20 protein-coding genes are annotated in these 25084 nt (G+C 71.8%); 9 read left to right on the forward strand and 11 right to left on the reverse strand.

The annotated features are described in order from the left end of the window. Positions 1-497: 497 nt before the first annotated feature. The 4 genes from whiA to uvrC are packed head-to-tail and all read right to left on the reverse strand — an operon-like array spanning position 498 to position 5819. Positions 498-1487 carry a DNA-binding protein WhiA gene (gene whiA, locus ACFYO5_RS00800; RefSeq protein ID WP_388702657.1) on the reverse strand — a complete coding sequence of 330 codons (990 nt, stop codon included), beginning with the start codon at positions 1485-1487 and terminating at the stop codon, positions 498-500. Beyond that, a complete protein-coding gene (gene yvcK, locus ACFYO5_RS00805; RefSeq protein ID WP_356569161.1) occupies positions 1478-2545 on the reverse strand; it encodes a uridine diphosphate-N-acetylglucosamine-binding protein YvcK in 1068 nt (355 codons plus the stop codon). Before yvcK ends, whiA begins: the two co-directional genes overlap by 10 nt. After that, positions 2542-3648 (reverse strand): RNase adapter RapZ, encoded by a 1107-nt coding sequence (gene rapZ, locus ACFYO5_RS00810; protein WP_388702658.1) that lies wholly within the window; start codon positions 3646-3648, stop codon positions 2542-2544. The genes yvcK and rapZ overlap by 4 nt, the downstream gene beginning before the upstream one ends. Next, a complete protein-coding gene (gene uvrC / locus ACFYO5_RS00815) occupies positions 3645-5819 on the reverse strand; it encodes an excinuclease ABC subunit UvrC (RefSeq protein ID WP_388702660.1) in 2175 nt (724 codons plus the stop codon). The genes rapZ and uvrC overlap by 4 nt, the downstream gene beginning before the upstream one ends. Before the next feature lie 271 nt (positions 5820-6090). Here uvrC and ACFYO5_RS00820 point away from each other — a divergent pair, with 271 nt between their 5' ends. Then, positions 6091-7086 carry a hypothetical protein gene (locus ACFYO5_RS00820; RefSeq protein WP_388702662.1) on the forward strand — a complete coding sequence of 332 codons (996 nt, stop codon included), beginning with the start codon at positions 6091-6093 and terminating at the stop codon, positions 7084-7086. A 48-nt stretch (positions 7087-7134) separates the two neighbouring features. On the opposite strand, the gene ACFYO5_RS00825 is transcribed toward ACFYO5_RS00820, so the two are convergent. Next, entirely contained in the window at positions 7135-7560 is a 426-nt protein-coding gene (locus ACFYO5_RS00825) for a Rieske (2Fe-2S) protein (RefSeq protein WP_388702663.1), read from the reverse strand. A gap of 384 nt (positions 7561-7944) precedes the next feature. Here ACFYO5_RS00825 and ACFYO5_RS00830 point away from each other — a divergent pair, with 384 nt between their 5' ends. Continuing rightward, positions 7945-8856: a carbohydrate kinase gene (locus ACFYO5_RS00830; RefSeq protein ID WP_388702665.1), complete on the forward strand. Its 912-nt coding sequence runs from the start codon at positions 7945-7947 to the stop codon at positions 8854-8856. A 56-nt stretch (positions 8857-8912) separates the two neighbouring features. Here ACFYO5_RS00830 and uvrA read toward each other — a convergent pair whose 3' ends face one another. Next, positions 8913-11945 carry an excinuclease ABC subunit UvrA gene (gene uvrA / locus ACFYO5_RS00835; protein WP_388702667.1) on the reverse strand — a complete coding sequence of 1011 codons (3033 nt, stop codon included), beginning with the start codon at positions 11943-11945 and terminating at the stop codon, positions 8913-8915. A gap of 223 nt (positions 11946-12168) precedes the next feature. Between uvrA and ACFYO5_RS00840 the strand changes: the two genes are divergently transcribed. The 5 genes from ACFYO5_RS00840 to ACFYO5_RS00860 all read left to right on the forward strand — a co-directional run bounded on the left by ACFYO5_RS00840 (position 12169) and on the right by ACFYO5_RS00860 (position 16420). Then, a complete protein-coding gene (locus ACFYO5_RS00840) occupies positions 12169-12855 on the forward strand; it encodes a maleylpyruvate isomerase family mycothiol-dependent enzyme (RefSeq protein WP_388702669.1) in 687 nt (228 codons plus the stop codon). Positions 12856-12865: 10 nt separating this feature from the next. Beyond that, on the forward strand, positions 12866-13522 hold the full coding sequence (locus ACFYO5_RS00845) for an MBL fold metallo-hydrolase (RefSeq protein ID WP_388702670.1): 657 nt from the start codon (positions 12866-12868) through the stop codon (positions 13520-13522). A 335-nt stretch (positions 13523-13857) separates the two neighbouring features. Next, positions 13858-14742 (forward strand): ABC transporter substrate-binding protein, encoded by an 885-nt coding sequence (locus ACFYO5_RS00850; RefSeq protein WP_388702672.1) that lies wholly within the window; start codon positions 13858-13860, stop codon positions 14740-14742. Continuing rightward, positions 14739-15650, forward strand: coding sequence for an amino acid ABC transporter permease (locus ACFYO5_RS00855; protein ID WP_388702674.1), 912 nt, complete (start codon positions 14739-14741; stop codon positions 15648-15650). The genes ACFYO5_RS00850 and ACFYO5_RS00855 overlap by 4 nt, the downstream gene beginning before the upstream one ends. Continuing rightward, on the forward strand, positions 15647-16420 hold the full coding sequence (locus tag ACFYO5_RS00860; RefSeq protein WP_388702676.1) for an amino acid ABC transporter ATP-binding protein: 774 nt from the start codon (positions 15647-15649) through the stop codon (positions 16418-16420). Before ACFYO5_RS00855 ends, ACFYO5_RS00860 begins: the two co-directional genes overlap by 4 nt. Positions 16421-16548: 128 nt before the next feature. Here the strand turns inward: ACFYO5_RS00860 and aroQ are convergent, their stop codons facing one another. Then, entirely contained in the window at positions 16549-17022 is a 474-nt protein-coding gene (gene aroQ, locus ACFYO5_RS00865; RefSeq protein WP_356569183.1) for a type II 3-dehydroquinate dehydratase, read from the reverse strand. A gap of 101 nt (positions 17023-17123) precedes the next feature. On the opposite strand from aroQ, the gene ACFYO5_RS00870 reads away from it, so the two are divergent. Beyond that, complete coding sequence (locus tag ACFYO5_RS00870; protein WP_388702678.1) at positions 17124-18170, forward strand: S66 peptidase family protein; 1047 nt, start codon at positions 17124-17126, stop codon at positions 18168-18170. 112 nt (positions 18171-18282) lie between these two features. Then, a complete protein-coding gene (locus ACFYO5_RS00875) occupies positions 18283-19614 on the forward strand; it encodes an MFS transporter (protein WP_388702680.1) in 1332 nt (443 codons plus the stop codon). Between the two features lie 146 nt (positions 19615-19760). Here the strand turns inward: ACFYO5_RS00875 and ACFYO5_RS00880 are convergent, their stop codons facing one another. The 4 genes from ACFYO5_RS00880 to ACFYO5_RS00895 form a co-directional block, all read right to left on the reverse strand. Continuing rightward, a complete protein-coding gene (locus tag ACFYO5_RS00880) occupies positions 19761-20861 on the reverse strand; it encodes a calcium:proton antiporter (RefSeq protein ID WP_388702682.1) in 1101 nt (366 codons plus the stop codon). 117 nt (positions 20862-20978) lie between these two features. Then, entirely contained in the window at positions 20979-21974 is a 996-nt protein-coding gene (locus ACFYO5_RS00885; RefSeq protein ID WP_388702685.1) for a TerC family protein, read from the reverse strand. Between the two features lie 288 nt (positions 21975-22262). Continuing rightward, complete coding sequence (locus ACFYO5_RS00890; RefSeq protein ID WP_388702688.1) at positions 22263-24299, reverse strand: TerD family protein; 2037 nt, start codon at positions 24297-24299, stop codon at positions 22263-22265. A 59-nt stretch (positions 24300-24358) separates the two neighbouring features. Continuing rightward, positions 24359-24937: a TerD family protein gene (locus ACFYO5_RS00895; protein ID WP_356569195.1), complete on the reverse strand. Its 579-nt coding sequence runs from the start codon at positions 24935-24937 to the stop codon at positions 24359-24361. Positions 24938-25084: the final 147 nt, after the last annotated feature.

Below are 25084 nucleotides of genomic sequence, written 5' to 3' on the forward strand. Positions count from 1 at the left end.
GCCCGGTCAGACACCCAGGCCGCCGGTTCGTTCAGCGGCCCGCAGGTCAGGCCCCGGCCCACCAGGTGTTTGGCCGACCGAGCCCGCCAGACGCCCGGTTCGTCAGTATGCCGACCGGCCGGGCGCAGTCAGATAGCCAGGCCGTCGGGTCACCGCCGGGTCGGGCACTCAGGCCGGCGACCCAGCGGCCGATCCGCCCGTACAGCCCCCGGGCACGAGATCGTCGGTCAACCGAAGCCGTCGAAGGCCTGGTTCGTCGGGCAGCCGGCCGATCGAGCACGGTCAGGCACTGAGGGCACCGGCCATCCGCCAACCCGCCCGATCAGACCCCGGAGCACCAAACGGCCAAGCAACCGAACCCGCCAGACGCCCGGTTCGCCAGGACGCTGGTCGACCCGGCCCGGCCAGGTGCCAAGGCCGGGACGGGCCACCGGCCGACCTAGCCCGGTCAGACACCAAGCCGGGTCAGGCCCCCGCCGACCGAGCCCGGTCCGGCGTCAGCCCACCAGGTTGTCGGCGAGTTCCTCGCTGAGATTGGCGTCGGTGCCCGGGATGCCGAGGTCCGAGGCACGCTTGTCGGCCATCGCGAGGAGCCGGCGGATCCGGCCGGCGACCGCGTCCTTGGTCAGCGGGGGGTCGGCGAGCGCGCCCAGCTCCTCCAGGGAGGCCTGCTTGTGCTCCATGCGCAGCTGGCCGGCCGCCGCGAGATGCTCGGGCACCTCGTCGCCGAGGATCTCCAGGGCACGCTGGACGCGGGCCCCGGCGGCGACGGCGGCACGGGCGGAGCGGCGCAGGTTGGCGTCGTCGAAGTTGGCGAGACGGTTCGCCGTGGCGCGCACCTCGCGGCGCATCCGGCGTTCCTCCCAGGCCAGTACGGACTCGTGGGCGCCGAGGCGGGTGAGCAGCGCGCCGATCGCGTCGCCGTCGCGGACCACGACCCGGTCGACTCCGCGCACCTCGCGGGCCTTCGCGGCGATCGACAGCCGACGGGCGGCGCCGACCAGCGCGAGCGCGGCCTCCGGACCCGGACACGTGACCTCCAGGGAGGAGGACCGGCCGGGCTCGGTGAGCGAGCCGTGCGCCAGGAAGGCCCCGCGCCAGGCCGCCTCCGCGTCACAGGTGGCGCCGGAGACCACCTGTGGGGGCAGCCCGCGGATGGGTCGTCCGCGGCCGTCCACCAGGCCGGTCTGGCGGGCCAGCTGATCGCCGCCCGCGACCACCCGTACGACGTAACGCGAGCCGCGGCGCAGTCCGCCGGGAGCCATCACGATCAGTTCCGAACTGTGGCCGAAGATCTCCAGAATGTCCCGCTTGAGCCGACGGGCCGCCATCGCCGTGTCCAGCTCCGCCTCGATCACAATGCGCCCGCTCACCAGGTGGAGGCCGCCGGCGAACCGCAGGATGGCGGAGACCTCCGCCTTTCTGCAGCAGGTCCGGGTGACGGGGAGCCGGGAGATCTCGTCCTTCACCGCTGCCGTCATCGCCATGGGCCGATCCTTCCATGCATCCGAAAAATACGGTCGTACGCGGCGGCCAACAGCTCCGGGTCGTGCCTCGGGGTCCCATCGGGCCGGGCCACCGGCGCCAGCTCGACCGCGGCCCCGAACCGTTTGGCGGCATCGGTCAGGGAGTCGCGGTCGGGCACGGCGGCCTCGTCGGCCAGCACCACGTCCAGGGCGAGTTTAGGGGCGTGTCGTCCCAAAACCTCCAAATGACGCTGCGGGGAGAAGCCCTCGGTTTCTCCCGGTTGCGGCGCGAGATTGAGGGAGAGTACCCGGCGTGCCTTCGTCTCGGTGAGCGCGTCCAGCAGTTCGGGCACCAGCAGGTGCGGGATGACCGAGGAGAACCAGGAGCCGGGGCCGAGCACCACCCAGTCCGCGTCGAGGACGGCCGCCACCGCCTCCGGGACGGCCGGCGGGTCGGGCGGCACGAGGTGCACGGACTGCACCTCGCCGGTGGTGAGCGCGACGGTCGCCTGCCCGCGCACGGTGTCGACGTCCTCGGGGCGGGTCGGATCGTGCCCCTTGACCAGCGCCTGGAGTTCCAGTGGTACGGCGGACATGGGCAGCACGCGTCCCTGTGCGCCCAGCAGCTTTCCGACCAGGTCCAGGGCCTGGACATGGTCGCCGAGCTGCTCCCACAGGGCGACGATCAGCAGATTGCCGACGGCGTGGCCGTTGATCTCGCCCTGCGACTGGAAGCGGTGCTGGATGACCCTGGCCCAGGTCTGGCCCCAGTCGTCGTCCCCGCACAGGGCGGCCAGGGCCTTGCGCAGGTCGCCGGGCGGCAGCACGCCCAGCTCGTCGCGCAGACGCCCGCTGGAACCGCCGTCGTCGGCCACGGTGACGACGCCGGTGAGGTCGCCCGTGATCCGGCGCAGTGCGGTGAGCGAGGCGGACAGCCCCATGCCGCCGCCGAGGGCGACGACCTTGGGCTGGGTGCCGCGGCGGCGCGGTTTGCCGCCGCGGGCCTCGACCGGCCGGCTCGCGCGCCCTTCCGACGCCGTTCTGCGCAGCCGGCCCAGCCGCGGAGTACGTCCTGTCATTCCCGTCCCATGTCCCGGTGCACGACCACCGTCTCCACGCCCTCGGCCGCGAGGCGCGCGGCCAGCTTCTCCGACATCGCGACCGAGCGGTGCTTGCCGCCCGTACAGCCGACCGCGATGGTCACATAGCGCTTGCCCTCCCGGCGGTAGCCCGCGGCGACCAGCTGGAGGAGTTCGGCGTACCGGTCGAGGAACTCCTTCGCCCCCGGCTGGTTGAGGACGTACGCGGAGACCTCCTCGTTCAGCCCCGTGAAGGGGCGCAGCTCCGGGACCCAGTGGGGGTTGGGCAGGAAGCGCATGTCCGCGACCAGGTCGGCGTCCACGGGCAGGCCGTACTTGAAGCCGAAGGACATGACGGTGGCCCGCAGCTCGGGCTCCTCGTCGCCGGCGAACTGGGCGTCCATCTTGGCGCGCAGCTCGTGCACGTTGAGGCTGGAGGTGTCGATCACCAGGTCGGCGTCGCCGCGCAGTTCGCGCAGCAGTTCGCGCTCGGCGGCGATGCCGTCGACGATGCGTCCGTCGCCCTGGAGGGGGTGCGGGCGGCGCACGGACTCGAAGCGGCGCACCAGGGCGTCGTCGGAGGACTCCAGGAACACGATCCGCCGGGTGACGCCCTTGGCCTCGAGGTCGGCGAGGGACTCGCGGAGGTTGTCGAAGAATCGGCGGCCGCGTACGTCGACGACGACCGCGATCCGCGCCACGTTGCCCTGGGAGCGGGCGCCCAGCTCCACCATGGTGGGGATCAGCGCGGGCGGGAGGTTGTCGACGACGAACCAGCCGAGGTCCTCCAGACATTTGGCGGCCGTCGAACGGCCGGCCCCGGACATGCCGGAGATGATCACCAGCTCGGGGATGGCCGCCTCGGGGATCCCGGGCGGCGTGACGTCGGTACTCACCTGTGCTCCGTCTTCGTGACCTGCGGTGTTCGCGGCGCCGGGGGCGTCCGCGGGGTGTTCGGCCCCGGTGGGGTCCGGGTCGTGCCGGGGATGGTGCTGCGGGCGGTCCTCGCCGGTCCGGCTGTGCCCCTGCCGGGGCGCGGCCCCGGCGGTCGCCGTGGGTGGCGGTTCCCGCTCCGGTGCGGGTCGTGCGTCGTGCTCGGTCATGTCTCCTGCCCCCGTCGGTCTTCCGGAGCTCCCGCGGCCACGGGCTCCCCGGGGGAGCCCGCCGTCGTGTCGGGCTCCTCCTCATCCATGATCTCTCCGGTCGCCGTGTTCACGGCGGGTGCGGGCGCGGCCGCACGGGCGAAGGCCGCGGCGATCGTCTCGGCCGTCTTCCGGCCTATGCCGGGTACCTCGCAGATCTGGTCGATCGTCGCGGCCCGCAGCCGCTTCATCGAACCGAAGTGCTTGATGAGCGCCTGCTTGCGCGTCTCGCCGAGACCCGGTACGTCGTCCAGCGGGCCGGCGCGGAACCGCTTGGCCCGCTTGGTCCGCTGGTAGCTGATCGCGAAGCGGTGGGCCTCGTCGCGGACCCGCTGGAGCAGATAGAGGCCCTCGCTGGTGCGGGGCAGGACGACCGGATCGTCGTCGTGCGGCAGCCAGACCTCCTCCAGGCGCTTGGCGAGGCCGCAGACGGCGATGTCGTCGATGCCCAGCTCGTCCAGCGCCCGCTTGGCCGCCGCCACCTGGGGCTGTCCGCCGTCGACGACGACGAGCTGGGGCGGGTAGGCGAACCGCCTGGGCCGGCCGTCTTCCTCGGTGAGACTGCTGGCGACCGGGCCGTCGACGGCGACGGCGCCGGCGCCGGCTCCGGCTCCGGCTCCGGCTCCGGCTCCGGCTCCGGCTCCGGCTCCGGCTCCGGCTCCGGCTCCGGCGGGAGTCTCGGCGGAGACGGCCGTGGCGTCCGTGTCGCCGTCGACCCACTCCCCCGTCCGCTCCTTGTCGGCGAGGTAGCGGCGGAAGCGACGGGTGATCACCTCGTGCATGGAGCGGACGTCGTCCTGGCCCTCGAAGCCCTTGATCTGGAAGCGGCGGTACTCGCTCTTGCGGGCCAGGCCGTCCTCGAAGACGACCATGGAGGCCACGACGTCGTCGCCCTGGAGGTGCGAGATGTCGTAGCACTCGATCCTCAGCGGGGCGCTGTCCAGGTCGAGGGCCTCGGCGATCTCCTCCAGGGCGCGCGAGCGCGTGGTGAGGTCGGAGGCTCGCTTGGTCTTGTGCAGGACGAGGCCCTGCTGGGCGTTGCGCTCCACGGTCTCCATCAGGGCCCGCTTGTCGCCGCGCTGCGGGATGCGCAGCGAGACACCGGACCCGCGGCGGGCGGTGAGCCACTCCTGGACCGGCTCCAGCGGGTCGGGCAGGGCGGGGACCAGTACCTCCTTGGGGACCGCGTCACCGGTCTCCTCGCCGTAGAGCTGCTGAAGGGCGTGTTCGACGAGGGCGCCGGTGGTGATGTCCTCGACCTTGTCGGTGACCCAGCCGCGCTGGCCGCGGACGCGCCCGCCCCGGACGTGGAAGATTTGGACGGCCGCCTCCAGCTCGTCCTCGGCGACCGCGATCAGGTCGGCGTCGGTCGCGTCGGCGAGCACGACCGCGTTCTTCTCCATGGCCTTCTTCAGGGCCCCTATGTCGTCGCGCAGGCGGGCGGCCCGCTCGTACTCCATCTCCTCGGCTGCCTCCGTCATCTGCGCCTCCAGACGGCGCAGGTACGTGCCGGTGCGGCCGGTCATGAAGTCGCAGAACTCGTCCGCCAGCTCCCAATGGTCGTCGGGCGAGATCCGGCCGACACAGGGCGCGGAGCACTTGCCGATGTAGCCGAGCAGACAGGGGCGTCCGGTGCGGGCGGCGTTCTTGAAGACGCCGGCCGAGCAGGTGCGGACCGGGAAGACCCGCAGGAGGAGGTCGACGGTGTCCCGGATCGCCCACGCGTGCGCGTACGGCCCGAAGTACCTGACGCCCTTCTTCTTGTGCCCGCGCATCACCTGCGCGCGCGGAAATTCCTCGTTCATCGTCACCGCGAGGTACGGGTAGCTCTTGTCGTCGCGGTACTTGACGTTGAACCGGGGGTCGTACTCCTTGATCCACGAGTACTCCAGCTGGAGCGCCTCGACCTCCGTGGACACCACTGTCCACTCCACGGACGCGGCCGTGGTGACCATGGTGCGGGTGCGCGGGTGGAGGCCGGCCAGGTCCTGGAAGTAGTTCGCCAGGCGTTGGCGCAGGCTTTTCGCCTTTCCGACGTAGATCACCCGGCGGTGCTCGTCGCGGAATCGGTACACCCCGGGAGAGTCGGGGATCTGTCCCGGCTTGGGGCGGTAGCTGGAGGGGTCGGCCATGTCTCACACCCTACTGGCGCGCGGTGACAGTCCGGCGGGGCTGTGGACAACGGCGCGGGGACGTCGGGGGGCGCGGACTCGGCCACGGCCGGGCCGCGTTCCGGCGGCAGCTGTTGTCGGGACCAGGTCAACACGCTTCAATGCGGGGGAACTCCGGGCGGTGAACCACGCGGCACGGACGTGAAGGCACGCCCCGCGTCACCGGGGCGGCCCGGTCACCCTCGCGAACGGTCCGACCAGCCGTCGCGAGCATTCACAGAAAGGCCCAGGCATGCCGGACGCCCCACAGCACGCGGACGCCGACGCGCTCACCGCCACGGAGACCGGCACGCGGTCCTCTTCCCACGACACCGGCGCCGGGCTGGACGCGGTGCTGCGCGGCGGCCCCTTCCACGTCGCCCTGCGCGCCGCGATCGCCGCCCGGGGGCTGCCCCTGCAGCGCGTCCAGCACCATCTGTCGCGGCACGGGGTCAAGGTGGGCGTCACGAGCCTGAGCTACTGGCAGCAGGGAGCCCGGCGCCCGCAGCGCCCGGAGTCGCTGCGGGCCGTGCGGGCCCTGGAGGAGATCCTCCAGCTGCCGGACGAGTCACTGATCCGGCTGCTCACGGAGACCGACGAGAAGGCGGCCCCGGGACAGCCGCCCGGACGGACCTACCGCTCGTTCCTGGAGGCCTCGGACGTCCTGGACAAACTGCTCGTCGAACTGGAGTGCCCGCTGGACGACGGGCTGCACACCCTCGGCCACCATGAACGGGTCCGTGTCGGGGCCTGCCGAGAGCTGCTGGAGCGCGAGTCGCAGCACATCGTGCGCGCCGACCGCGACGGCGTGGACCGATTCGTCGCCGTCCACCACGGGGACCCCGGCTGCGCCCCGGAACGCATGACCGTGCACGCCCTGGAGAACTGCCGGACCGGTCGCGTCCGCCGGCACCACGACACCGGCGTCCTGGTGGCCGAGTTCCTCTTCGACACCCGTCTGCGCGCCGGTGAGACCTTCCTCTTCGGCTACGGCGTCGAGGACGGCACCGCCGGAGTCTCCCGCGAGTACGTCCGCGGTTTCGGCGCCCCGGGCGGCCAGTACGCCCTACAGGTCCGGTTCGACGAGAACGCCGTGCCGGTGCGGTGCCACCGCTTCACGCGGCACTCCGCGGCGGCCCCGCGCGGCGGACGCGAGGAACTCGCCGTCAGCCGGCAGCACCGATCGGTGCACCTCGTGGAGGCGCGGGTGCGGTCCGGCATGGTGGGCATCGGCTGGGACTGGGAGTGAGCGGGCGGCCGGCTCACCGCTGATCCGGCGGCCGGGCGGGCGCCCGGATCAGGCGGCGGGCCCGGACACGATCTTGCCGTTCTCGGTCCTGACCGGGAGTTCGTGCAGCGGTACGGTCGCCGGTTCCCGCAGCACCTCGCCGGTCGTGGCGTCGAACTCGCTGCCGTGGCAGGGACAGACCAGAGTCGTCCCGTCGAGCTTGTTGATGGGGCAACCCGCGTGCGTGCAGATCGTGCTGTATGCCTTCAGTTCGCCGCTCGCGGACCGGCCGACCACCACGTTGTGGTCCCGGTAGAGCCTGGCTCCCCCCTTCGCGACCTCGCCGTCCGCCCCCAGTTCGACGGGCGCGGTCGGCGTGGCGGGGGCGGTGGTCCCTCCGGTCGCCGAACAGGCGGCCGAACCGAGCCCCGCGACAGGCGCGAGGGCCGCTCCCCGCAGGACGGTACGGCGGGTCGCTGACTGACTGGCGGGCATGCGGATCTCCAGGGTTCGGGTTCAAGGGTCTCGGGGGCTTCGGGGTGCATAACCTCCCGAAGACCGAGGCAGGGGGCGACCGGCGGAACGGCGGCCGTACGGCGTACGGAGGGCGGGCCGTCGCCCCGCGCACCATATCGGGAGGGATCGCACCGGGACGCGGCGGGTTGGTACGGAATGCCACAGGTTGTGGCGGGACGGTCGCGCAGGAGCGCGCGCGGGGGTTGTGCGGACGGGCGGGGTTGTGCGGACGGGCGCGTTCGCGTCAGCGCCTCCGCCCACCGTCCGGTGCGGGACCACGCCGCAGCCGGGCTTCATGCGACGCTTGGCCACCGACAGCCCGAGCGGTGCGCTCACCGAGCCACCGGAGAGAGGAACCGCCCCGTGATCGTCGTCGCCGGTGAGGCCCTGATCGACCTGGTACCGCAGGGCCGTGGCGCCCTCGCGGCTCTGCAACCGGCCCTCGGCGGCGGCCCGTACAACACGGCCGTGGCCCTCGGCCGCCTCGGCTCCCCCACCGCCTTCTGTTCCCGCGTCTCCTACGACGCCTTCGGCGAGGCGCTCCTCGGCAGGCTGCGGGACTCGGGCGTGGACGTGTCGGCGGTGCAGCGCGGCGCGGAGCCGACCACCCTCGCGGTCGCCACGCTCGACGGGGACGGCTCGGCCGCCTACTCCTTCTACGTCGAGGGCACCGCCGACCGGCTGTTCACCGCCCCGGCCGGCCTGCCCGTCGCGACCCGGGCGGTGTCCTTCGGCACCTGCTCGCTGGTCCTGGAGCCGGGGGCGAGCGCGTACGAGGAGCTGATGCGGGCCGCGGCCGGGCGGGGTCTGTTCGTCGCCATGGACCCGAACATCCGCCCCGGTCTGATCCCGGACGCCGACGCCCACCGGGCGCGCTTCAGGAGCTGGCTGCCCTCGGTGTCCCTGCTCAAGCTCTCCGAGGAGGACGCCCTGTGGCTGGGCGGCACCCCGCGCGAGTGGCTGGCCGCCGGGCCCGCCGCCGTCGTGATCACGCACGGGGGTGACGGGCTGACCGCCTTCACCCGGGACGGCTCCGTGTACCCGGTGCCCGGCGAGAAGGTCGACGTCGTGGACACCATCGGCGCCGGGGACACGGTGAACGCGGCGCTGCTGCACGCCCTTTCGGTCGGGGACGCCCTGTCGCCCGCGGCCCTCGCGGACCTGGGACACGACGGCTGGGAACGGCTGCTGCGCTTCGCGGCCCGCGCGGCGGCGATCACCTGCTCGCGGGCGGGCGCGGAACCGCCGTACGCCTCGGAACTCGGCGAGCTGTGAACGGCCGGCGCCCCGCGGGGAGTTCCCGCGGGGCGCCGTACCGCTCGTGCGGTGTCCTACTTCCCTGCCGCCTTCTTCGCGGCCGACTTGGTCGCGGCCGACTTCTTCGCGGCCGCGGCGGCCTTCTTCGTCGTCGCGCTGTCGGCGTTCGCCTTGGCGGTGGCCGTCTTCCTCGCCGTCGTCCTGGCCGCGACGGTCTTCTTCGCCGCCGTCCTGCGCGGGGCCTTGACCGGCTGCGCGTCGCTGACGCGGTCGCCGAGGACCTCGCGCAGGAACTTGCCGGTGTGGCTGGCCGGGACCCCGGCCACCTCCTCCGGCGTCCCCTCCGCCACGACGATGCCGCCGCCCGCGCCTCCCTCGGGACCCATGTCGACGACCCAGTCGGCGGTCTTGATCACGTCGAGGTTGTGCTCGATGACGATGACCGTGTTCCCCTTCTCCACGAGGCCGGAGAGGACCTTGAGGAGCTTGCTGATGTCCTCGAAGTGCAGACCCGTGGTCGGCTCGTCCAGGACGTAGACCGTGCGGCCGGTGGAGCGGCGCTGCAGCTCGCTGGCGAGCTTGACGCGCTGTGCCTCACCGCCGGACAGGGTGGTCGCGGACTGGCCGAGACGGACGTAGCCGAGACCGACGTCCTTGAGGGTGTTGAGGTGGCGGGCGATCGCGGGGACGGCCTCGAAGAACCCGGTCGCCTCCTCGATCGGCATGTTCAGGACGTCGGCGATGGACTTGCCCTTGTAGTGGACCTCCAGGGTCTCCCGGTTGTAGCGGGCGCCGTGGCAGACCTCGCACGGGACGTAGACGTCCGGGAGGAAGTTCATCTCGATCTTGATCGTGCCGTCGCCCGCGCAGTTCTCGCAGCGGCCGCCCTTGACGTTGAAGGAGAAGCGGCCGGGCATGTAGCCGCGGACCTTCGCCTCGGTGGTCTCGGCGAACAGCTTGCGGACGTGGTCGAAGACGCCGGTGTAGGTCGCCGGGTTCGACCGCGGGGTGCGGCCGATGGGCGACTGGTCGACGTGGACGACCTTGTCGACGAGGTCGTCGCCGTCCACGCGCGTGTGGCGCCCCGGCACGTTCCTCGCGCCGTTCAGTTCGCGGGCCAGGTGGGTGTACAGGATGTCGTTGACCAGGGTCGACTTCCCGGAGCCGGACACGCCCGTGACCGCGGTGAAGACGCCCAGCGGGAAGGAGACGTCGATGTCCCGCAGGTTGTTCTCGCGGGCACCCCGCACGGTGAGCTGCCGGGCCGGGTCGAGTGGGCGCCGGATGTCGGGCAGCGGGATGGCCTTCTTGCCGGACAGGTACTGCCCGGTCTGCGACTCGTCGTTGGCGAGCAGCTCCTTGAGGGAGCCGCTGTGCACGACCTTGCCGCCGTGCTCACCGGCGCCGGGGCCGATGTCGACGATCCAGTCGGCGATCTTGATGGTGTCCTCGTCGTGCTCGACGACGATGAGCGTGTTGCCCATGTCGCGCAGCCGGACGAGGGTCTCGATCAGCCGGTGGTTGTCGCGCTGGTGCAGGCCGATCGACGGCTCGTCGAGGACGTACAGCACGCCGACGAGGCCGGAGCCGATCTGGGTGGCCAGGCGGATGCGCTGGGCCTCGCCGCCGGAGAGGGTGCCGGCGGCCCGGTTGAGCGAGAGGTAGTCCAGGCCCACGTCGACCAGGAACCGCAGTCGCTCGTTGACCTCCTTCAGGACGCGTTCGGCGATCTTCTTGTCGCGCGCGTCGAGCTTCAGCTCGCCCAGGAAGTCCGCGCAGTCGCTGATCGACATCGCGGAGACCTCGGCGATGGACTTCCCCATGACCGTGACCGCGAGGACGATCGGCTTGAGGCGGGTGCCCTCACAGGTGGGGCAGGGCACCTCGCGCATGTAGCCCTCGAAGCGCTCGCGGCTGGCGTCGCTCTCGGCCTCGCTGTGCCGGCGCTTCACGAACGGAACGGCGCCTTCGAACGGCGTCGTGTACACGCGCTCGCGGCCGTACCGGTTGCGGTAGCGGACCTCGATCTGCGTCTTGTGGCCGTGCAGGAGTGCCTTCCTGGCACGCTGCGGCAGGCCCGCGAACGCGATGTCGGTGCGGAAGCCGAGGGCGTCCGCGAGGGCCCCGACCAGGCGGCCGAAGTATTCCTTGGTGTGCCCGTGGGACCAGGGGTGGATGGCCCCCTCGTCGAGGGACTTGTCCTCGTCGGGGACGATCAGTTCGGGGTCGACCTCCATGCGCGTGCCGATGCCGGAGCAGTCGGGGCAGGCGCCGAAGGGCGAGTTGAAGGAGAAGGAGCGGGGCTCCAGCTCCTCGAAGGAGAGGTCGTCGTACGCGCAGTACAGGTGCTCGGAGTACATGCGCTCGCGCTCGGGGTCGCCCTCGGGCAGGTCGACGAAGTCGAGCACGACCATGCCGCCGGACAGGCCGAGGGCGGTCTCGACGGAGTCGGTGAGCCGGCGCTTGGCGGACTCCTTCACCGTCAGGCGGTCGATGACCACCTCGATGGTGTGCTTCTCCTGCTTCTTCAGCGTGGGCGGGTTGGAGAGCTGGACGGTCTCGCCGTCCACCCGCGCGCGGCTGTAGCCCTTGGTCTGGAGGTCGGCGAAGAGGTCGACGAACTCGCCCTTGCGCTCGCGGACCAGCGGCGACAGCACCTGGAAGCGGCTGCCCTCCGGCAGCTCCAGCACCCTGTCCACGATGGCCTGGGGCGACTGGCGCGAGATGGGGCGGCCGCACTCGGGACAGTGCGGCTTGCCGATGCGCGCGAAAAGCAGCCGCAAGTAGTCGTAGACCTCGGTGATGGTGCCGACCGTGGAGCGCGGGTTGCGCGAGGTCGACTTCTGGTCGATGGAGACCGCCGGGGAGAGGCCCTCGATGAAGTCGACGTCCGGCTTGTCCATCTGGCCGAGGAACTGCCGGGCGTACGAGGAGAGGGACTCGACGTAGCGCCGCTGCCCCTCGGCGAAGATCGTATCGAAGGCCAGCGAGGACTTGCCCGACCCTGACAGGCCCGTGAAGACGATGAGCGAGTCGCGCGGCAGGTCGAGCGAGACATTCTTGAGGTTGTGCTCGCGCGCGCCACGGACGATGAGACGGTCGGCCACGCCGGTCCGCACCTTTCTTGAGAGAAGTGACAGGGGCGGGGCCCCCGTCTTTCCCAGACTAGGGGGAGCCACTGACAACGCCGGTCGGATTCACGGGTTGACAACAATCCCCTGCTCTCCAGCATGCCCGACGCCGCCACCGACCATATAGCACGTACATTCGATTCACGGGCGTGGTCCGACCACCTTCACCCGAAGGTGTGGCGAAGCTAGGGTCAGCACCATGATTGATCACGCTCATGACCTGGAGTCTGTACGTGAGGCGACGGAGCGGCTCCTCACCGCAGTCGCCGAGCTGGAGGCCGCGTCCGTGACGCAGTCGTCACGTCTGCCCGGCTGGAGCCGCGGTCACGTCCTCGCCCACCTGGCCCGCAACGCCGACGCCCTGGCGAACGTCCTCCACGGCCGTCCCATGTACGTCGACGCCACCGTGCGGGACGCCGACATCGAGCGGGACGCCCCGCGCCCCCTGGCCGTCCAGCTCGCGGACCTCCGGGACAGCGCCGCCCGCTTCCAGGAGGCCGGCGCCGCCCCCGCCGACTGGTCGCGCACGGTCGAGCTGCGCAACGGCGTCACCGACGCGGCGGCGAGGGTGCCCTTCCGGCGGAGGGCCGAGGTGGAGCTGCACCACGTGGACCTCGGAATCGGCTATGAGCTGGAGGATCTGCCGGAGGAGTTCGCCGTGCGGGAGATCGACTTCCTCGCGGAGCGGTTCGCAGGCCACCCCGACGTGCCGCCGACGCGTATCGAGGACGGCACGCGCGTGTGGCACAGCGGCCGGGAGGCGGAAGGCCCCGAGGTGACGGTCGAGGGCTCCCGCGCGGACCTCCTGGGGTGGCTCGCCGGCCGCCGCGACGGCGCCGCCCTCACCGTCCGCGGCGGCCCGCTCCCGGCCCTGCCCCCGCTATAGGCTGGCGGTCATGACGTACAGCGGAGAAGTGCGGGTCGGCGGTCCGGCGGACGTGCACGAGCTGAAGGACCTGATGATCACCAAGATCGCGGTCGGCCCGATGGACAACAACGCCTATCTGCTGCGTTGCCGGGCCACGGACGAGCAGCTGCTGATCGACGCGGCCAACGACGCGCGGGCCCTGCTCGGCACGATCGGCGACGACGGCATCGCCTCCGTCGTCACCACCCATCGCCACGGAGATCACTGGCAGGCGCTCGCCGAGGTCGTCGCGGCCACGCGCGCGCGTACGTACGCCGGCCGGCACGACGCCGAGGGCATTCCGGTGCCGACCGACGTCCTGGTCGACGACGGCGACGTCGTCCGGGTGGGAAACGTACGGCTCACCGCACGCCATCTGGTCGGACACACGCCGGGCTCGATCGCCCTCGTGTACGACGACCCGCACGGGCATCCGCACGTGTTCACGGGCGACTGCCTCTTCCCCGGTGGCGTGGGCAACACCCGCAAGGACCCCGAGGCGTTCGCCCGTCTGATCCACGACGTGGAGACGAAGATCTTCGACGTGCTCCCGGACGAGACCTGGGTCTATCCGGGCCACGGCGACGACACCACGCTGGGCGACGAGCGCCCCCACCTGCCGGAGTGGTACGCGCGCGGGTGGTGAACACCGCGCGTACCCGCCGAGGATGTGCCGACCCGGCGCGCGCACGACAGCCAGGGGGCGCGCGGTCCTGTGCGCGCCGGTGTGAAGCCGCGTACGCTCCGACGGCTCGCGGGCGCTCCCCGCGCACCCGCTGACGCGGTCGACCGGTCGCAGCCCCGCGCGGGACGACGGCTCCGGCGCGGTACGGGCCGCCGGTCTCCGTTCCCCGGCCTCGACCGGCGGCTCCGGCGGGCTTCTTCCCCCTGTGTTCACGTGACCGCAACACTGCTTCCCACCATGCGGACAGGTAGGGGCGTGACCTCGACAAACACGGCTTTCGCTGCCAGTCTCCCGCCATGCGCCCTGCCCCTCGTACCCTGCGCCGCGCCGTCGCCGGCCTCACCGTCGCCCTCCTCGCCACCGCCGTCGGCTGCGCACCGCAGCCGGAGGAGAAGGCGACCGCCTCGCCGTCCGGTACGGCCGGAGACACCTGCGCCAAGGGCAAGTTGGCCACCAGGACCTCCGGCACACTGACGATCGCCACCGACGAGCCCGCGTACGAGCCGTGGTTCAAGGGCGGCAAGCCCGCGAGCGGCGAGGGCTTCGAGTCGGCGGTGGCCTACGCCGTGGCGGAGCAGCTCGGATACGACAAGAGCGCCGTCGTCTGGCAGAGCGTGCCGTTCAACAAGGCGTTCGCGCCCGGTGTGAAGACCTTCGACTTCGACATCAACCAGGTGTCGATCAGCGACGAGCGCAAGAAGGCCGTGGACTTCTCGTCCGGCTACTACGACGTACGCCAGGCCGTCATCGCGCTGAAGGGCTCCAAGGCCGCCGGCGCGAAGAGCATCGCCGATCTCAAGGGCCTCAAGCTGGGCGCCCAGGTCGGCACCACCAGCCTCGACTACATCGACGACGTCGTGAAGCCGACCGCTGCGGCAGCCGTCTACGCCAAGAACGACCAGGCCAAGTCCGCGCTGAAGAACGGCCAGGTCGACGCCATCGTCACCGACCTGCCGACCGCCTTCTACATCACCGCCGCGGAGGTCACGGACGCCCGGATCGTCGGGCAGTTCGCGAACGAGGGCGGCACTCCCGAGCAGTTCGGGCTGGTGCTCGACAAGGGCAGCGCGCTCACCCCCTGCGTGACGAACGCCGTGGACACCCTCCGCGAGAACGGCACACTGGCGAGGATCGAGCAGCGGTGGCTCGCCGACGCCGTCGACGCCCCGGTGCTCAAGTGACGCTCGTGAAGGAGCAGTCGGGGCCGGGCGGAGCCGACGACGGCACGGAGGCCGCCGGCGACGGGTACGTGCCCTCGGAGCGGCGGCTGGAGCGCGAGCGCCACCACCGCGCGCGTGCCCGCCGCGCGACCGCGATCGCCGCGGTCTCCACCCTGGTCACCGGTGTCGTCCTCTACCTGGTCGTGGTGAGCGCGCCGGGCTGGGAACGCACCAAGGAGACGTTCTTCGACGGGCAGTACGCGCGCGAGGCGTTCCCCAAAATCCTCGAAGGGCTGTGGCTGAACGTCCGGCTGCTGCTGGTCTGCGGAGCCGCCGTGCTGGTCCTCGGCATGCTCATCGCCGTCGCCCGCACCCTGCGCGGTCCCGTCTTCTTCCCGCTGCGGGCGCTCGCGGCCGCCTACACCGACTTCTTCCGCGGTCTGCCCCTCATCATCAACCTGATGATCGTGGTACTGGGCGTGCCTGCCCTGCGCCTCCAGGGCGTGACCGTCGACCCGGTGCTGCTCGGCGGCACGGCGCTGACGCTGACGTACTCGGCCTACGTGGCCGAGGTGTTCCGCGCCGGCATCGAGTCCGTCCACCCCTCGCAGCGCGCCGCGGCCCGCTCGCTGGGCCTGAGCAACCGGCAGGCCCTGCGGTACGTCGTCCTCCCCCAGGCGGTGCGCCGTCAGGTGCCGCCGCTGCTGAACGACCTGGTGTCCCTCCAGAAGGACACCGGGCTGGTGTCGATCGGCGGCGCCATCGACGCCGTACGCGCGGCGGACATCATCGTGGGGCGCAGCCTCAACTACACGCCGTACGTCGTCGCGGGGCTGGTCTTCGTGGCGCTGACCATCCCGATGACCCGGTTCACGGACTGGGTGACGGCCCGGATGGACCGTCAGCGGGCCCAGGGAGGAACGACATGAGCGACGCGCCCGCCTCCCCCGAGGGCTCACCCGTGCTGCGGATGGAGGCCGTCCGCAAGACCTTCGGCGACTCCGTCGTCCTGCGGGACGTCGACCTCGAGGTCGCCCCGCACACGGTGACCGCGCTGATCGGCGCCTCCGGCTCCGGCAAGTCCACACTGCTGCGCTGCGCCAACCTGCTGGAGGACATCGACGACGGGGCGATCTGGCTGGACGGGGAGGAGATCACCGACCCACGGGCCGACCCGGACGCGGTACGGCGCCGTATCGGCGTGGTGTTCCAGGCGTACAACCTCTTCCCGCACATGACGGTGCTGGAGAACATCACCCTCGCTCCTCGCCGTGTGCACGGCGTCGCCCGCGCGGAGGCCGAGGAACACGCCAGGCAGCTGCTGGAGCGGCTCGGGCTGGGCGGGAAGGCGGGCGAGTACCCGGACCGGCTCAGTGGCGGCCAGCAGCAGCGTGTGGCCATCGTGCGCGCCCTCGCCGTACGTCCCCGGCTGCTGCTGCTCGACGAGATCACCGCGGCGCTCGACCCGGAGCTGGTCGGCGAGGTCCTGAACGTGGTGCGTGATCTGAAGGGTGACGGCATGACCATGGTGCTCGCCACGCACGAGATGGGGTTCGCGCGCGAGGTCGCCGACCAGGTCTGTTTCCTGGACGCCGGTGTGGTGCTGGAGCACGGCCCGCCGGCGCAGGTCTTCGGCGATCCCCGGCAGGAGCGCACGCGGCGCTTCCTGCGGCGGATCGTGGAGGCCGGACGTCTCTGACGGACGCCGACGGTAAGGGGCGCCTGCCTGGATGCCGGTGCTTACGGGTGGGGCGGCCGGTGCTGCCGGTCGTCATGCGCGGCCGGTGCTCAGGGCCGGGGCGGCCGGTCCTCAGGCGCGGCCGGTCCTCACGTGCTCGCCTGCCCGGCGCCCGCCAGGGCGGCGACCCGCTCCACGGCGAACACGTAGCCCTGCACCCCGCAGCCCGCGATGACCCCGTCGGCGCGCAGGGAGACGTACGAGTGGTGCCGGAAGGACTCCCGCCGGTGGATGTTGGAGATGTGGACCTCCAGCACCGGCAGTCCGTCGCAGGCGTTGAGCGCGTCGAGGATCGCGACCGACGTGTGCGAGTAGGCGCCGGGGTTGATCACCACGCCGCAGTGGTTCTGCCGCGCCTCGTGGATCCAGTCCACCAACTCGCCCTCGTGGTTGGACTGCCGGAAGTCGACCGTGCCACCGTGCGCGGTCGCCGCCTTCGCGCAGAGCGCCTCCACGTCGGCGAGCGTGTCGGAGCCGTAGATCTCCGGCTGGCGCTGCCCCAGGAGGTTCAGGTTGGGGCCGTTGAGAATCATGATGGGCGCGTCGGCCAGGGTGCGGGGCACGGTTTCCTCCGGTCCGTTGGGCGGGGGCGGCCCGTCGGACCGCTGCTCGGACCCGGTTTATCACGGTGAAAGAGCGGGTCGGGAAGCTCTAGCCTCGTGGCATGACCACACCGTCGTACCCTCCCAAGCCCTCGCCCGGTGACCGCATCGCCGTCCTCTCGCCGGGCGCCGGTCTCCCGGGACTCTTCCCGGTCCCCCACGAGCTGGGCCTGGAGAGGCTGCGCGAGGAGTTCGGCCTCGAGCCGGTCGAGTACCCGACGACCCGCAGGATGGGGGCCACGCCGCAGGAGCGGGCCGACGACATCCACGCGGCTTTCGCCGACCCCGGCGTCAAGGCGGTCATCGCCTCGATCGGCGGTGACGACCAGATCACCGTTCTGCCGCTGCTGGACCGGGAGTTGATCCGGGCCAACCCGAAGCCGTTCTTCGGGACCAGCGACAACACCAACCTGCTCGCCTTCCTGTACAACACGGGAATCGTCGGCTACCACGGGGCGACCGTGATGGTCCAGCTCGGGCGGCCGGTGGCCATGGACCCACTGACCGCCGACTCCCTGCGGGCGGCCCTGTTCACCTCGGGCGCCTACGAGCTGCGGCCCGCCGAGCGCTGGAACGACGTCAACCGCGACTGGGCCGACCCGGCGACCTTCGCGTCCGAACCGGAGACCCGTCCGGGCACCGGCTGGATCTGGCGCAACCCCGACCGGGTGGTCGAGGGCCGCGGCTGGGGCGGCTGCCTGGAGATCCTCGCCTGGCTCCTGATGGCCGACCGCGAGATCTCCCACGACCTGTCGGTGTACGACGGCGGCGTGCTCTTCCTGGAAACCTCGGAGGAACTGCCCAGCGGTACGGAGGTCTTCCGGATCCTGCGCAACATGGGCGAGCGCGGTCTCCTCCAGCGGTTCTCCGCCTTCCTGATGGCCCGCGCCAAGACCTGGTCCTTCGAACAGCCCAACAGCCCCGCGGACGCCGCCCGGTACGCCGCCGAGCAGCGCGAGGCCGTGGTGAGCGCGCTCGAGATCTACGCGCCCGACACCCTCGCCGTCTTCGACGTCGACTTCGGCCACACGGAGCCGCAGCTCGTGCTGCCCTACGGCGGCACGATCCGCGTGGACGGCCCGGCGCGGCGCATCACCGTCACCTACTGAGTCCCGCGCCCCGCGGACGCGACACCGTGCGCCCCCGTAACTCGCGGTCACGCTGGGTAGTTGACGCGGCATGCACGACGTACGCACCGTAAGCAGCGCGAGGGTCCCTTCCATGCCGCGGCTCGCGGCCGCCTCACTCGCCGGGACGGCCATCGAGTTCTACGACTTCTTCGTCTACGGAACCGCCGCGGCGCTCGTCCTGGGACCCTTGTTCTTCCCGACGTTCTCGCCCCTGGCGGGGACGCTGGCCGCCTTCGCGACGTTCGGGGTGGGCTTCCTGGCGCGGCCGCTGGGGTCGGTGGTCTTCGGTCACGTCGGGGACCGGCGCGGACGCCGGCCGGTCCTCGTCGTCTCCCTGCTGCTGACCGGCGCCTCGACGGTCGCCGTCGGCTGCCTGCCGACGTACGGCTCGATCGGCGTGACGGCTCCCGTACTGCTGCTCGTGCTGCGGTTCCTGCAAGGGCTGGGGCTCGGCGGGGAGTGGGGCGGCGCGGTGCTGCTGACCGCGGAGCACGCGCCCGCCGGGCGGCGCGGGCTGTGGTCGAGCTTCCCGCAGGTGGGGCCCGCGGTCGGCTTCCTGCTCGCCAACGGGCTGGTGCTGGCGCTGTCCACGACCCTGACCGCGGAGCAGTTCGCGCGGTGGGGCTGGCGGGTGCCCTTCTGGGCCGCGGGAGTGCTGGCGGCGCTCGGGCTGTGGCTGAGGTCCTCACTGCCCGAGAGCCCCCGGTTCCTGGAGATCGAGGACCCCGCGCGCGTGCCGCTCGCCGAGGTGGTCCGCTCCCACTGGCGGCTCGTCCTGCTCACCGCCGGCGGACTCGCCGTCGGGTACGCGATCTTCTACACCGTGACCACCTGGTCGCTGGCGTACGCGACGGAGCGGCTCGGGGTGAGCCGTACCGTCATCCTGACCTGCATCATGGCGGCGGTGGTCGTGAAGGGGGCGCTGACGCCGGTGGCGGCCCTGCTCGGCGACCGTTACGGGCGACGGCCGTTGTGCCTCGCCGGCTCCGCCGCCGCCGCGCTGTGGATGTTCCCCCTGGTGGTACTGCTGGGCACGGGTGAGCCGATGCCGATGTTCCTGGGGTTCCTCGGTGCCATGCTCGCTTTCGTCACGATGTTCGCCGTCGTCGCCGCGTACCTTCCGGAGCTGTACGAACCGCGGATCCGCTGCACGGGCGCCGCGGTCGGCTACAACCTCGGCGGAGTCCTCGGCGGGGCGCTCACCCCCCTCGCCGCGACGGCCCTCACCGAGCACTCCGGGCGCGTCCCGTGGGGGGTGGGCGCCTACCTCACGGGCATCGCCCTGCTCAGCCTCGGCTGCTTCGCCCTACTGCCGGAGACCCGACCGGTGCCTCCGCCGAAGGCGCGCACGGCGGAAGGAGCGGAGACGGCGGCGGGGGCAACGGCGCGGGCGGGGGCGGTGGGGACAGCCCCGAGCGACTGAGGGGGCGTCCGGGTGACGGCGGGGTGAGGCCGCAGTGGAGAGCCGCATCAGGGGCGGAGGCCGAGAGGGGACTGCCCACGGCGGTCGCGTCGAGGGGGCGTTGCGCCGGCGTCACGCGCCGGCGTCGTCGCGTCGGCGTCCTGCCGTCAGGGATTGATCGCCAGCTCCAGATAGGCCGCGAACAGCACCAGATGCACGCCGCCCTGGAGCGGCGTGGCCCTTCCCGGTACGACCGTCAGAGAGCTGACGACGACGGTCAGCGCGAGCAGCACCATGTGGGTGGGGCCCAGCCCGAGGACGAGTGGGCCTGACAGCCAGACGGAGGCCAGAGCGACCGCCGGGATGGTCAGGCCGATGCTGGCCATCGCGGAGCCGAGCGCGAGGTTGAGGCTGGTCTGCACCCGGTCGCGGCGGGCGGAGCGCAGCGCGGCGATGGTCTCGGGGAGCAGCACGAGCAGCGCGATGACCACACCGACGACGGCGTGGTGGAGGCCGGCGGCCTCCACGCCGTCCTCGATCGTGGGCGAGACCCCCTTGGCCAGTCCGACCACTCCGATCAGTGCCAGGCCGAGCAGGCTCAGGCTGATCAGTGCGGTACGGGACGAGGGCACGGCGGCGTGGTCGTTGCCCGTGATCACGTCGCCCTGCCGGGTGACCGGAAGGAAGTAGTCGCGGTGCCGGACGGTCTGGGTCGCCACGAACAGGCCGTAGAGGACCAGTGAGGACAGGGCGGCGAAGGTGAGCTGGACGCTGGAGAACTCCGGGCCCGGCTTGCTGGTGGTGAAGGTCGGCAGGACCAGGCTGAGTGTGGCCAGGGTGGCGACGGTGGCCAGGGCGGCGCCGGTGCCCTCGGGGTTGAAGACGGCCGTGCCGTGGCGCAGGGAGGCGACGAGGAGGCACAGACCGACGATGCCGTTGCATGTGATCATCACGGCGGCGAAGACCGTGTCCCTGGCGAGGGTGGAGCCCTTGTCGCCGCCGTCCACCATCAGCGTGACGATGAGCGCCACCTCGATGATCGTCACGGCGACCGCGAGCACCAGGGACCCGAACGGTTCGCCGACGCGGTGGGCCACGACCTCCGCGTGGTGCACGGCCGCCAGGACCGCTCCGGCGAGGACGACCGTGACCAGGGCCACGACGGCCGGGGCGAGGTCACGGCCCCAGGTCAGGGCCAGCAGGACGACGGCGAGCGCGGGCACGAGGGCCGTCCAGCGGGACGCGAGCGACCTGAGCCGAGCGATCATGCAGCGATCGTCGCAGAGCGGCACGGGCCGCGCATTCCGGGCTGGAAGGCCCGGGAGCGGCGCCCGGCCATCGCCGCGCGCCGCTCCCGGAAGGGGGTGTTCCTCCGCCGTGGGTGATCAGACGTCGATGCTGTCCTTCGACGCGCCCCCAGTTTGGGTCTGCTCGGCCGCCGCCAGCTTCTTGGAGGCCCGCAGGCTGGTGATCGTGGTGACGATCAGGACTGCGCAGATGACGCCGAGCGAGACCGGGATGCCGATCTCGGGGACGTGGACCCCCGACTCGTGCAGGGCGTGCAGCACCAGCTTCACGCCGATGAAGCCCAGGATGATCGACAGTCCGTAACTGAGGTGGACGAGCTTCCTCAGCAGGCCGCCGATGAGGAAGTACAGCTGCCTCAGCCCCATCAGGGCGAACGCGTTGGCCGTGAACACGATGTACGGGTCCTGCGTCAGGCCGAAGATGGCGGGGATCGAGTCGAGGGCGAAGAGCACGTCGGTGGTGCCGATCGCGAGCATGACGACCAGCATCGGCGTCATGACCCGCTTGCCGTTCTGCTCGATCCACAGCTTCGTGCCGTGGTAGCGGTCGGCCACACCGAACCTGCGCTCGGCGGCCTTGAGCAGCTTGTTCTCCTCGAACTCCTCGTCCTCCTGGTCGGCCCGGGCCTCCTGGATGAGCTTCCAGGCGGTCCAGATCAGGAAGGCGCCGAAGAGGTAGAACACCCAGGAGAAGCTGGCGAGGATCGCGGCGCCCGCGGCGATGAAGACAGCCCGCAGGACCAGGGCTATGAGCACGCCGACGAGCAGGACCCGCTGCTGGTACTGCGACGGGACGGCGAACTTCGCCATGATCAGGACGAACACGAAGAGGTTGTCGACGCTGAGCGACTTCTCGGTGATGAAGCCCGCGAAGAACTCTCCGGCGGGCTGGCCCCCGCTGAAGATGAGCAGGCCGAGCCCGAACAGGCCGGCCAGGGCGATCCAGACGACGGTCCAGATACCGGCTTCCTTGATCGACACATCATGCGGCTTGCGGCCGATGAAGAAGTCGATCGCGATGAGGGCGGCTAGGCCCACGATGGTCAGGACCCAAAGGGTCAAGGAAACATCCACTGCGCCTCCGGCAGTACGTAACGGCAGGTGATCAGCGTCGTCGCGCTGCCGGAGGTCTCTTCCACCCCGGGCCCCGGCGCACAGCATGCGCGCGGAGCCACACGGGCCGACGCCCCGGGATCAGGCCTGATCCGTATTGACGGGTACGCCGCAGCAGGTAGGGAGTACTCCCCTCCGTACGGAAAACAGTACCCAATCACCAAGGAAAGGTAAAGCAATCGGCAAAGTTAAGTTCAAATTTCCTGGTCAGAGGCTCTTTACGGTTGCTTGGTGAAGGCGTGGGAGTGATCAGCCCCGCCACTGGCGGCGAGCCTCGGCGACCTGTGCCAGGACCTGCTGGAGCACCTGGCTGCCGGGCGGCAGAAGGGCCGGCTCGTACGTCCAGGCATGCCCGACCCAGGGATCGGCGAGGTGATCGTCCGGCACCGGGGTCAGACGCATCAGCCCGCGCCACAGGGGGTCCAGCAACGGACCGTAACCGGCGGCGTCCTCGCGGTCGGCGACCATCATCAGGTGGACGCCGACGGACGGGCCCTCGTCCGCGAGGTAGCGGAGCTGGGTCACGGCACGGTCGTCGAAACCGTGCGGGAAGTCGTTGACCACCAGGAGCTGCTGGGCGGTGTCGAAGCCGGGCGGGAGCGAGTCCGCCGCCCCGCCGCGCACCGCCATCTGCACCAGGTCGACGTGCTGGGTGAGGCGGGTCAGGACGTCCGCCACACCGGCCGCGCCCACAGCGGGCGGCGCCGCCAGCACCCCGCTCCGCACCAGCGGGGCGAGCGCCTGGGCGCCCGAACCGGCCGGGTCGACGACGTGCACGGTGAACTCGTCAGCCGGATGGACCGCGAGCAGCCGCGCCGTGTGCGCCACCGCCGTGTCCAGCGCGAGACGGCGCAGCTCGTGGGAGTCGAGGAACGAACCGTCCGGCGACCCCGTCCGCCCGCTGTCGACCCACAGCCCGCGCTCGAGCGGGAGGCGGATGAGCATGGGGACGCGCAGCCGGTCGCTCTCCGGCAGGTGGAGGTCGCCCAGGCGCAGGGCCATGGGCATTTCCATCGGGACGCGGTAGGCGTGCCAGGCGGGATTGTCCCAGCGTGCGAAGGCGGGGGGCAGCGCCGGCTCGACCACGTCAGCCTCGGCGGCGAGCTGGGCGAGGTCCCGGTCCAGCACCTGCCGGGCCTGGTCGACGAGCTGGGCGTGCTTGGCGCGAGCGGCCTCGCGGGCGGCGTCGCCCTGGCCGCCGATGCGACTGCGCGGGTCGGACAGGACCTCGTCGAGTTCCCTCTCCATGCGCGTGTCGGCGAAGTCGACGGCGCTGCGGTACGCGGCCGTGCTGCGGGCCAGGTCCTCGAACATGCCCCAGACCTGGTTGTACAGCCGCTCCTCCATGGACCAGCCGGTGGCGTCGCCGGCGACCGGCTGCGCGGGCCTGCCGGGCTCGGCCGCGGGCGCGGGGGGCGGGGGCGGCGGGGCCGTGTTCCGGCGGCGCGGGTGGCTGTAGTCGACGGGGCCGCCGGTGCCGGCCGCCGTGGGGGTGCCCGGCTGGGTGGTCACCGAGGGGTCCCCGGGCCCTGACGGGTACCCGGCCACGGCATCCGCGGGTTCCCTCGGGCCCTGGACGCCCTGCGCACCGTCGTACGGGCCGGATCCACCCTGGGTGGTGCCCTGCCCGCCGTGAGGAACTCCGCCCTGGTCGGGACCGAGGGTGGAGGCGGCCGCCTGCCGGGCGCGGTCCCCGTCGGCCGTACGCGGCGGCGGGGCCGGGACCGAGCGGGCCAGCCCCCGGGCCACGGCCTCGTTGATGCCGGACGCGAGCTGCTGGGCCCGTGCCAGGCCCTGGTCGGCGAGGAGGGCGCCGAGGCCGCCCGCGTACCCCTGGCCGACCGCGCGGACCTTCCAGGCGCCCTGGCGCCGGTACAGCTCCAGGGCGACGACGGCCGACTCGGGGCCGAGGCCGGTGAGGCTGAAGCCGGCCACCTCGGAGCCGTCGAGGCCGGTGACGGCGACGAAGGGCGCCGCGAGGGAACCGAAGTCGACCGGTTGGCCCGCCCCGGTGGGCAGGGCGAGCAGGACGCTGACTCGGTGCACGCTCTCCGCGACGGCGTCCAGGTCCACCGCGAGGCGATGGTCGGCGGCCGCCTGCCGGGAGACCTCCAGGCCAGGCAGGGTGGGTGCGCCCGGGTGGGCGACCCACTCCACCCCCTGGATCCTGCCGCTCTCGTCGCCGAGTGTGGCCGCCACCACGACCGGGGTGCCGGCCGAGACCCTGATCTCGAGGCGGACTTCGGAGAGCGGGTGGTTCTGGCCCCGCACCAGCTCGACCGTCATCGCCTGTGGTCCCCCTGCGTCGCGTGTCGTGTTGTCGTGTGCCGCTCGGCCCGGCCCGGTTACAGCGCGGGCAGGATCGCCGGCATCAGGTCCTGGAAGGTGCGGCCGTTGGCCGGGGTGCCGAGGGCGGTCATGTTCCAGCCGGCGCCCACCCGGTGCACCTTGGCCATGATCTGGGCCGTGTAGGCGCCGCCGCCCGCGAGCGTGTAGCGCGCCAGCTCCTGGCCGTTGGTCTCGTCGACCAGGCGGCAGAACGCGTTCTGCACCTCCTGGAAGGTCTGACCGGTGAAGGAGTTCACCGTGAAGACGATCTGGTCGATGTGGACCGGCACACGGGACAGGTCGACGAGGACCGCCTCGTCGTCACCGCCCTGGCCGACGCCGCCGACCAGGTTGTCACCGGTGTGACGGACGGAGCCGTCGTCGCTCACCAGGTGGCGGAAGAAGACGACGTCGACCGGCTGCTTGTCCGCGAAGAGGACCGCGGAGGCATCGAGGTCGATCTCCCGGGTGCGGGAGCCGAACAGGCCGCGCCGGGGGGCAGCCTGCCAGCCGAGACCCATGCGCACCGCGGTCAGGCTGCCTCCGTCGGTCTTCTGCAGACTGATGGCCTGACCCTTGGTCATGTTCACGGTCACGCGCTGATTCCCCTCTCGGACTGTCCCCTGTTGCCGCGGTCCCCGCGGTTGTCGAAAACCCTACGCAAGGGCACCGACAGTGCCGTACCCGGGAGCGCACTTTGTGTCGTTCTTGCAACACAGCGCGTGGGACGACCGGCTCGCGCG

Source organism: Streptomyces sp. NPDC006259 (assembly GCF_042870975.1).
Lineage (GTDB): Bacteria > Actinomycetota > Actinomycetes > Streptomycetales > Streptomycetaceae > Streptomyces.

What these genes read in the sequence shown, in the direction of transcription:
- ACFYO5_RS00875 (WP_388702680.1), top strand. Translation starts at nt 18,283, where the DNA reads ATGCCGCGGCTCGCGGCCGCCTCACTCGCCGGGACGGCCATCGAGTTC.
- ACFYO5_RS00840 (WP_388702669.1), top strand. Translation starts at nt 12,169, where the DNA reads ATGATTGATCACGCTCATGACCTGGAGTCTGTACGTGAGGCGACGGAG.
- ACFYO5_RS00825 (WP_388702663.1), bottom strand. Translation starts at nt 7,560, where the DNA reads ATGCCCGCCAGTCAGTCAGCGACCCGCCGTACCGTCCTGCGGGGAGCG.
- ACFYO5_RS00860 (WP_388702676.1), top strand. Translation starts at nt 15,647, where the DNA reads ATGAGCGACGCGCCCGCCTCCCCCGAGGGCTCACCCGTGCTGCGGATG.
- uvrC (WP_388702660.1), bottom strand. Translation starts at nt 5,819, where the DNA reads ATGGCCGACCCCTCCAGCTACCGCCCCAAGCCGGGACAGATCCCCGAC.
- rapZ (WP_388702658.1), bottom strand. Translation starts at nt 3,648, where the DNA reads ATGACCGAGCACGACGCACGACCCGCACCGGAGCGGGAACCGCCACCC.
- ACFYO5_RS00870 (WP_388702678.1), top strand. Translation starts at nt 17,124, where the DNA reads ATGACCACACCGTCGTACCCTCCCAAGCCCTCGCCCGGTGACCGCATC.
- whiA (WP_388702657.1), bottom strand. Translation starts at nt 1,487, where the DNA reads ATGGCGATGACGGCAGCGGTGAAGGACGAGATCTCCCGGCTCCCCGTC.
- ACFYO5_RS00880 (WP_388702682.1), bottom strand. Translation starts at nt 20,861, where the DNA reads ATGATCGCTCGGCTCAGGTCGCTCGCGTCCCGCTGGACGGCCCTCGTG.
- ACFYO5_RS00850 (WP_388702672.1), top strand. Translation starts at nt 13,858, where the DNA reads ATGCGCCCTGCCCCTCGTACCCTGCGCCGCGCCGTCGCCGGCCTCACC.
- ACFYO5_RS00890 (WP_388702688.1), bottom strand. Translation starts at nt 24,299, where the DNA reads ATGACGGTCGAGCTGGTGCGGGGCCAGAACCACCCGCTCTCCGAAGTC.
- ACFYO5_RS00820 (WP_388702662.1), top strand. Translation starts at nt 6,091, where the DNA reads ATGCCGGACGCCCCACAGCACGCGGACGCCGACGCGCTCACCGCCACG.
- yvcK (WP_356569161.1), bottom strand. Translation starts at nt 2,545, where the DNA reads ATGACAGGACGTACTCCGCGGCTGGGCCGGCTGCGCAGAACGGCGTCG.
- ACFYO5_RS00845 (WP_388702670.1), top strand. Translation starts at nt 12,866, where the DNA reads ATGACGTACAGCGGAGAAGTGCGGGTCGGCGGTCCGGCGGACGTGCAC.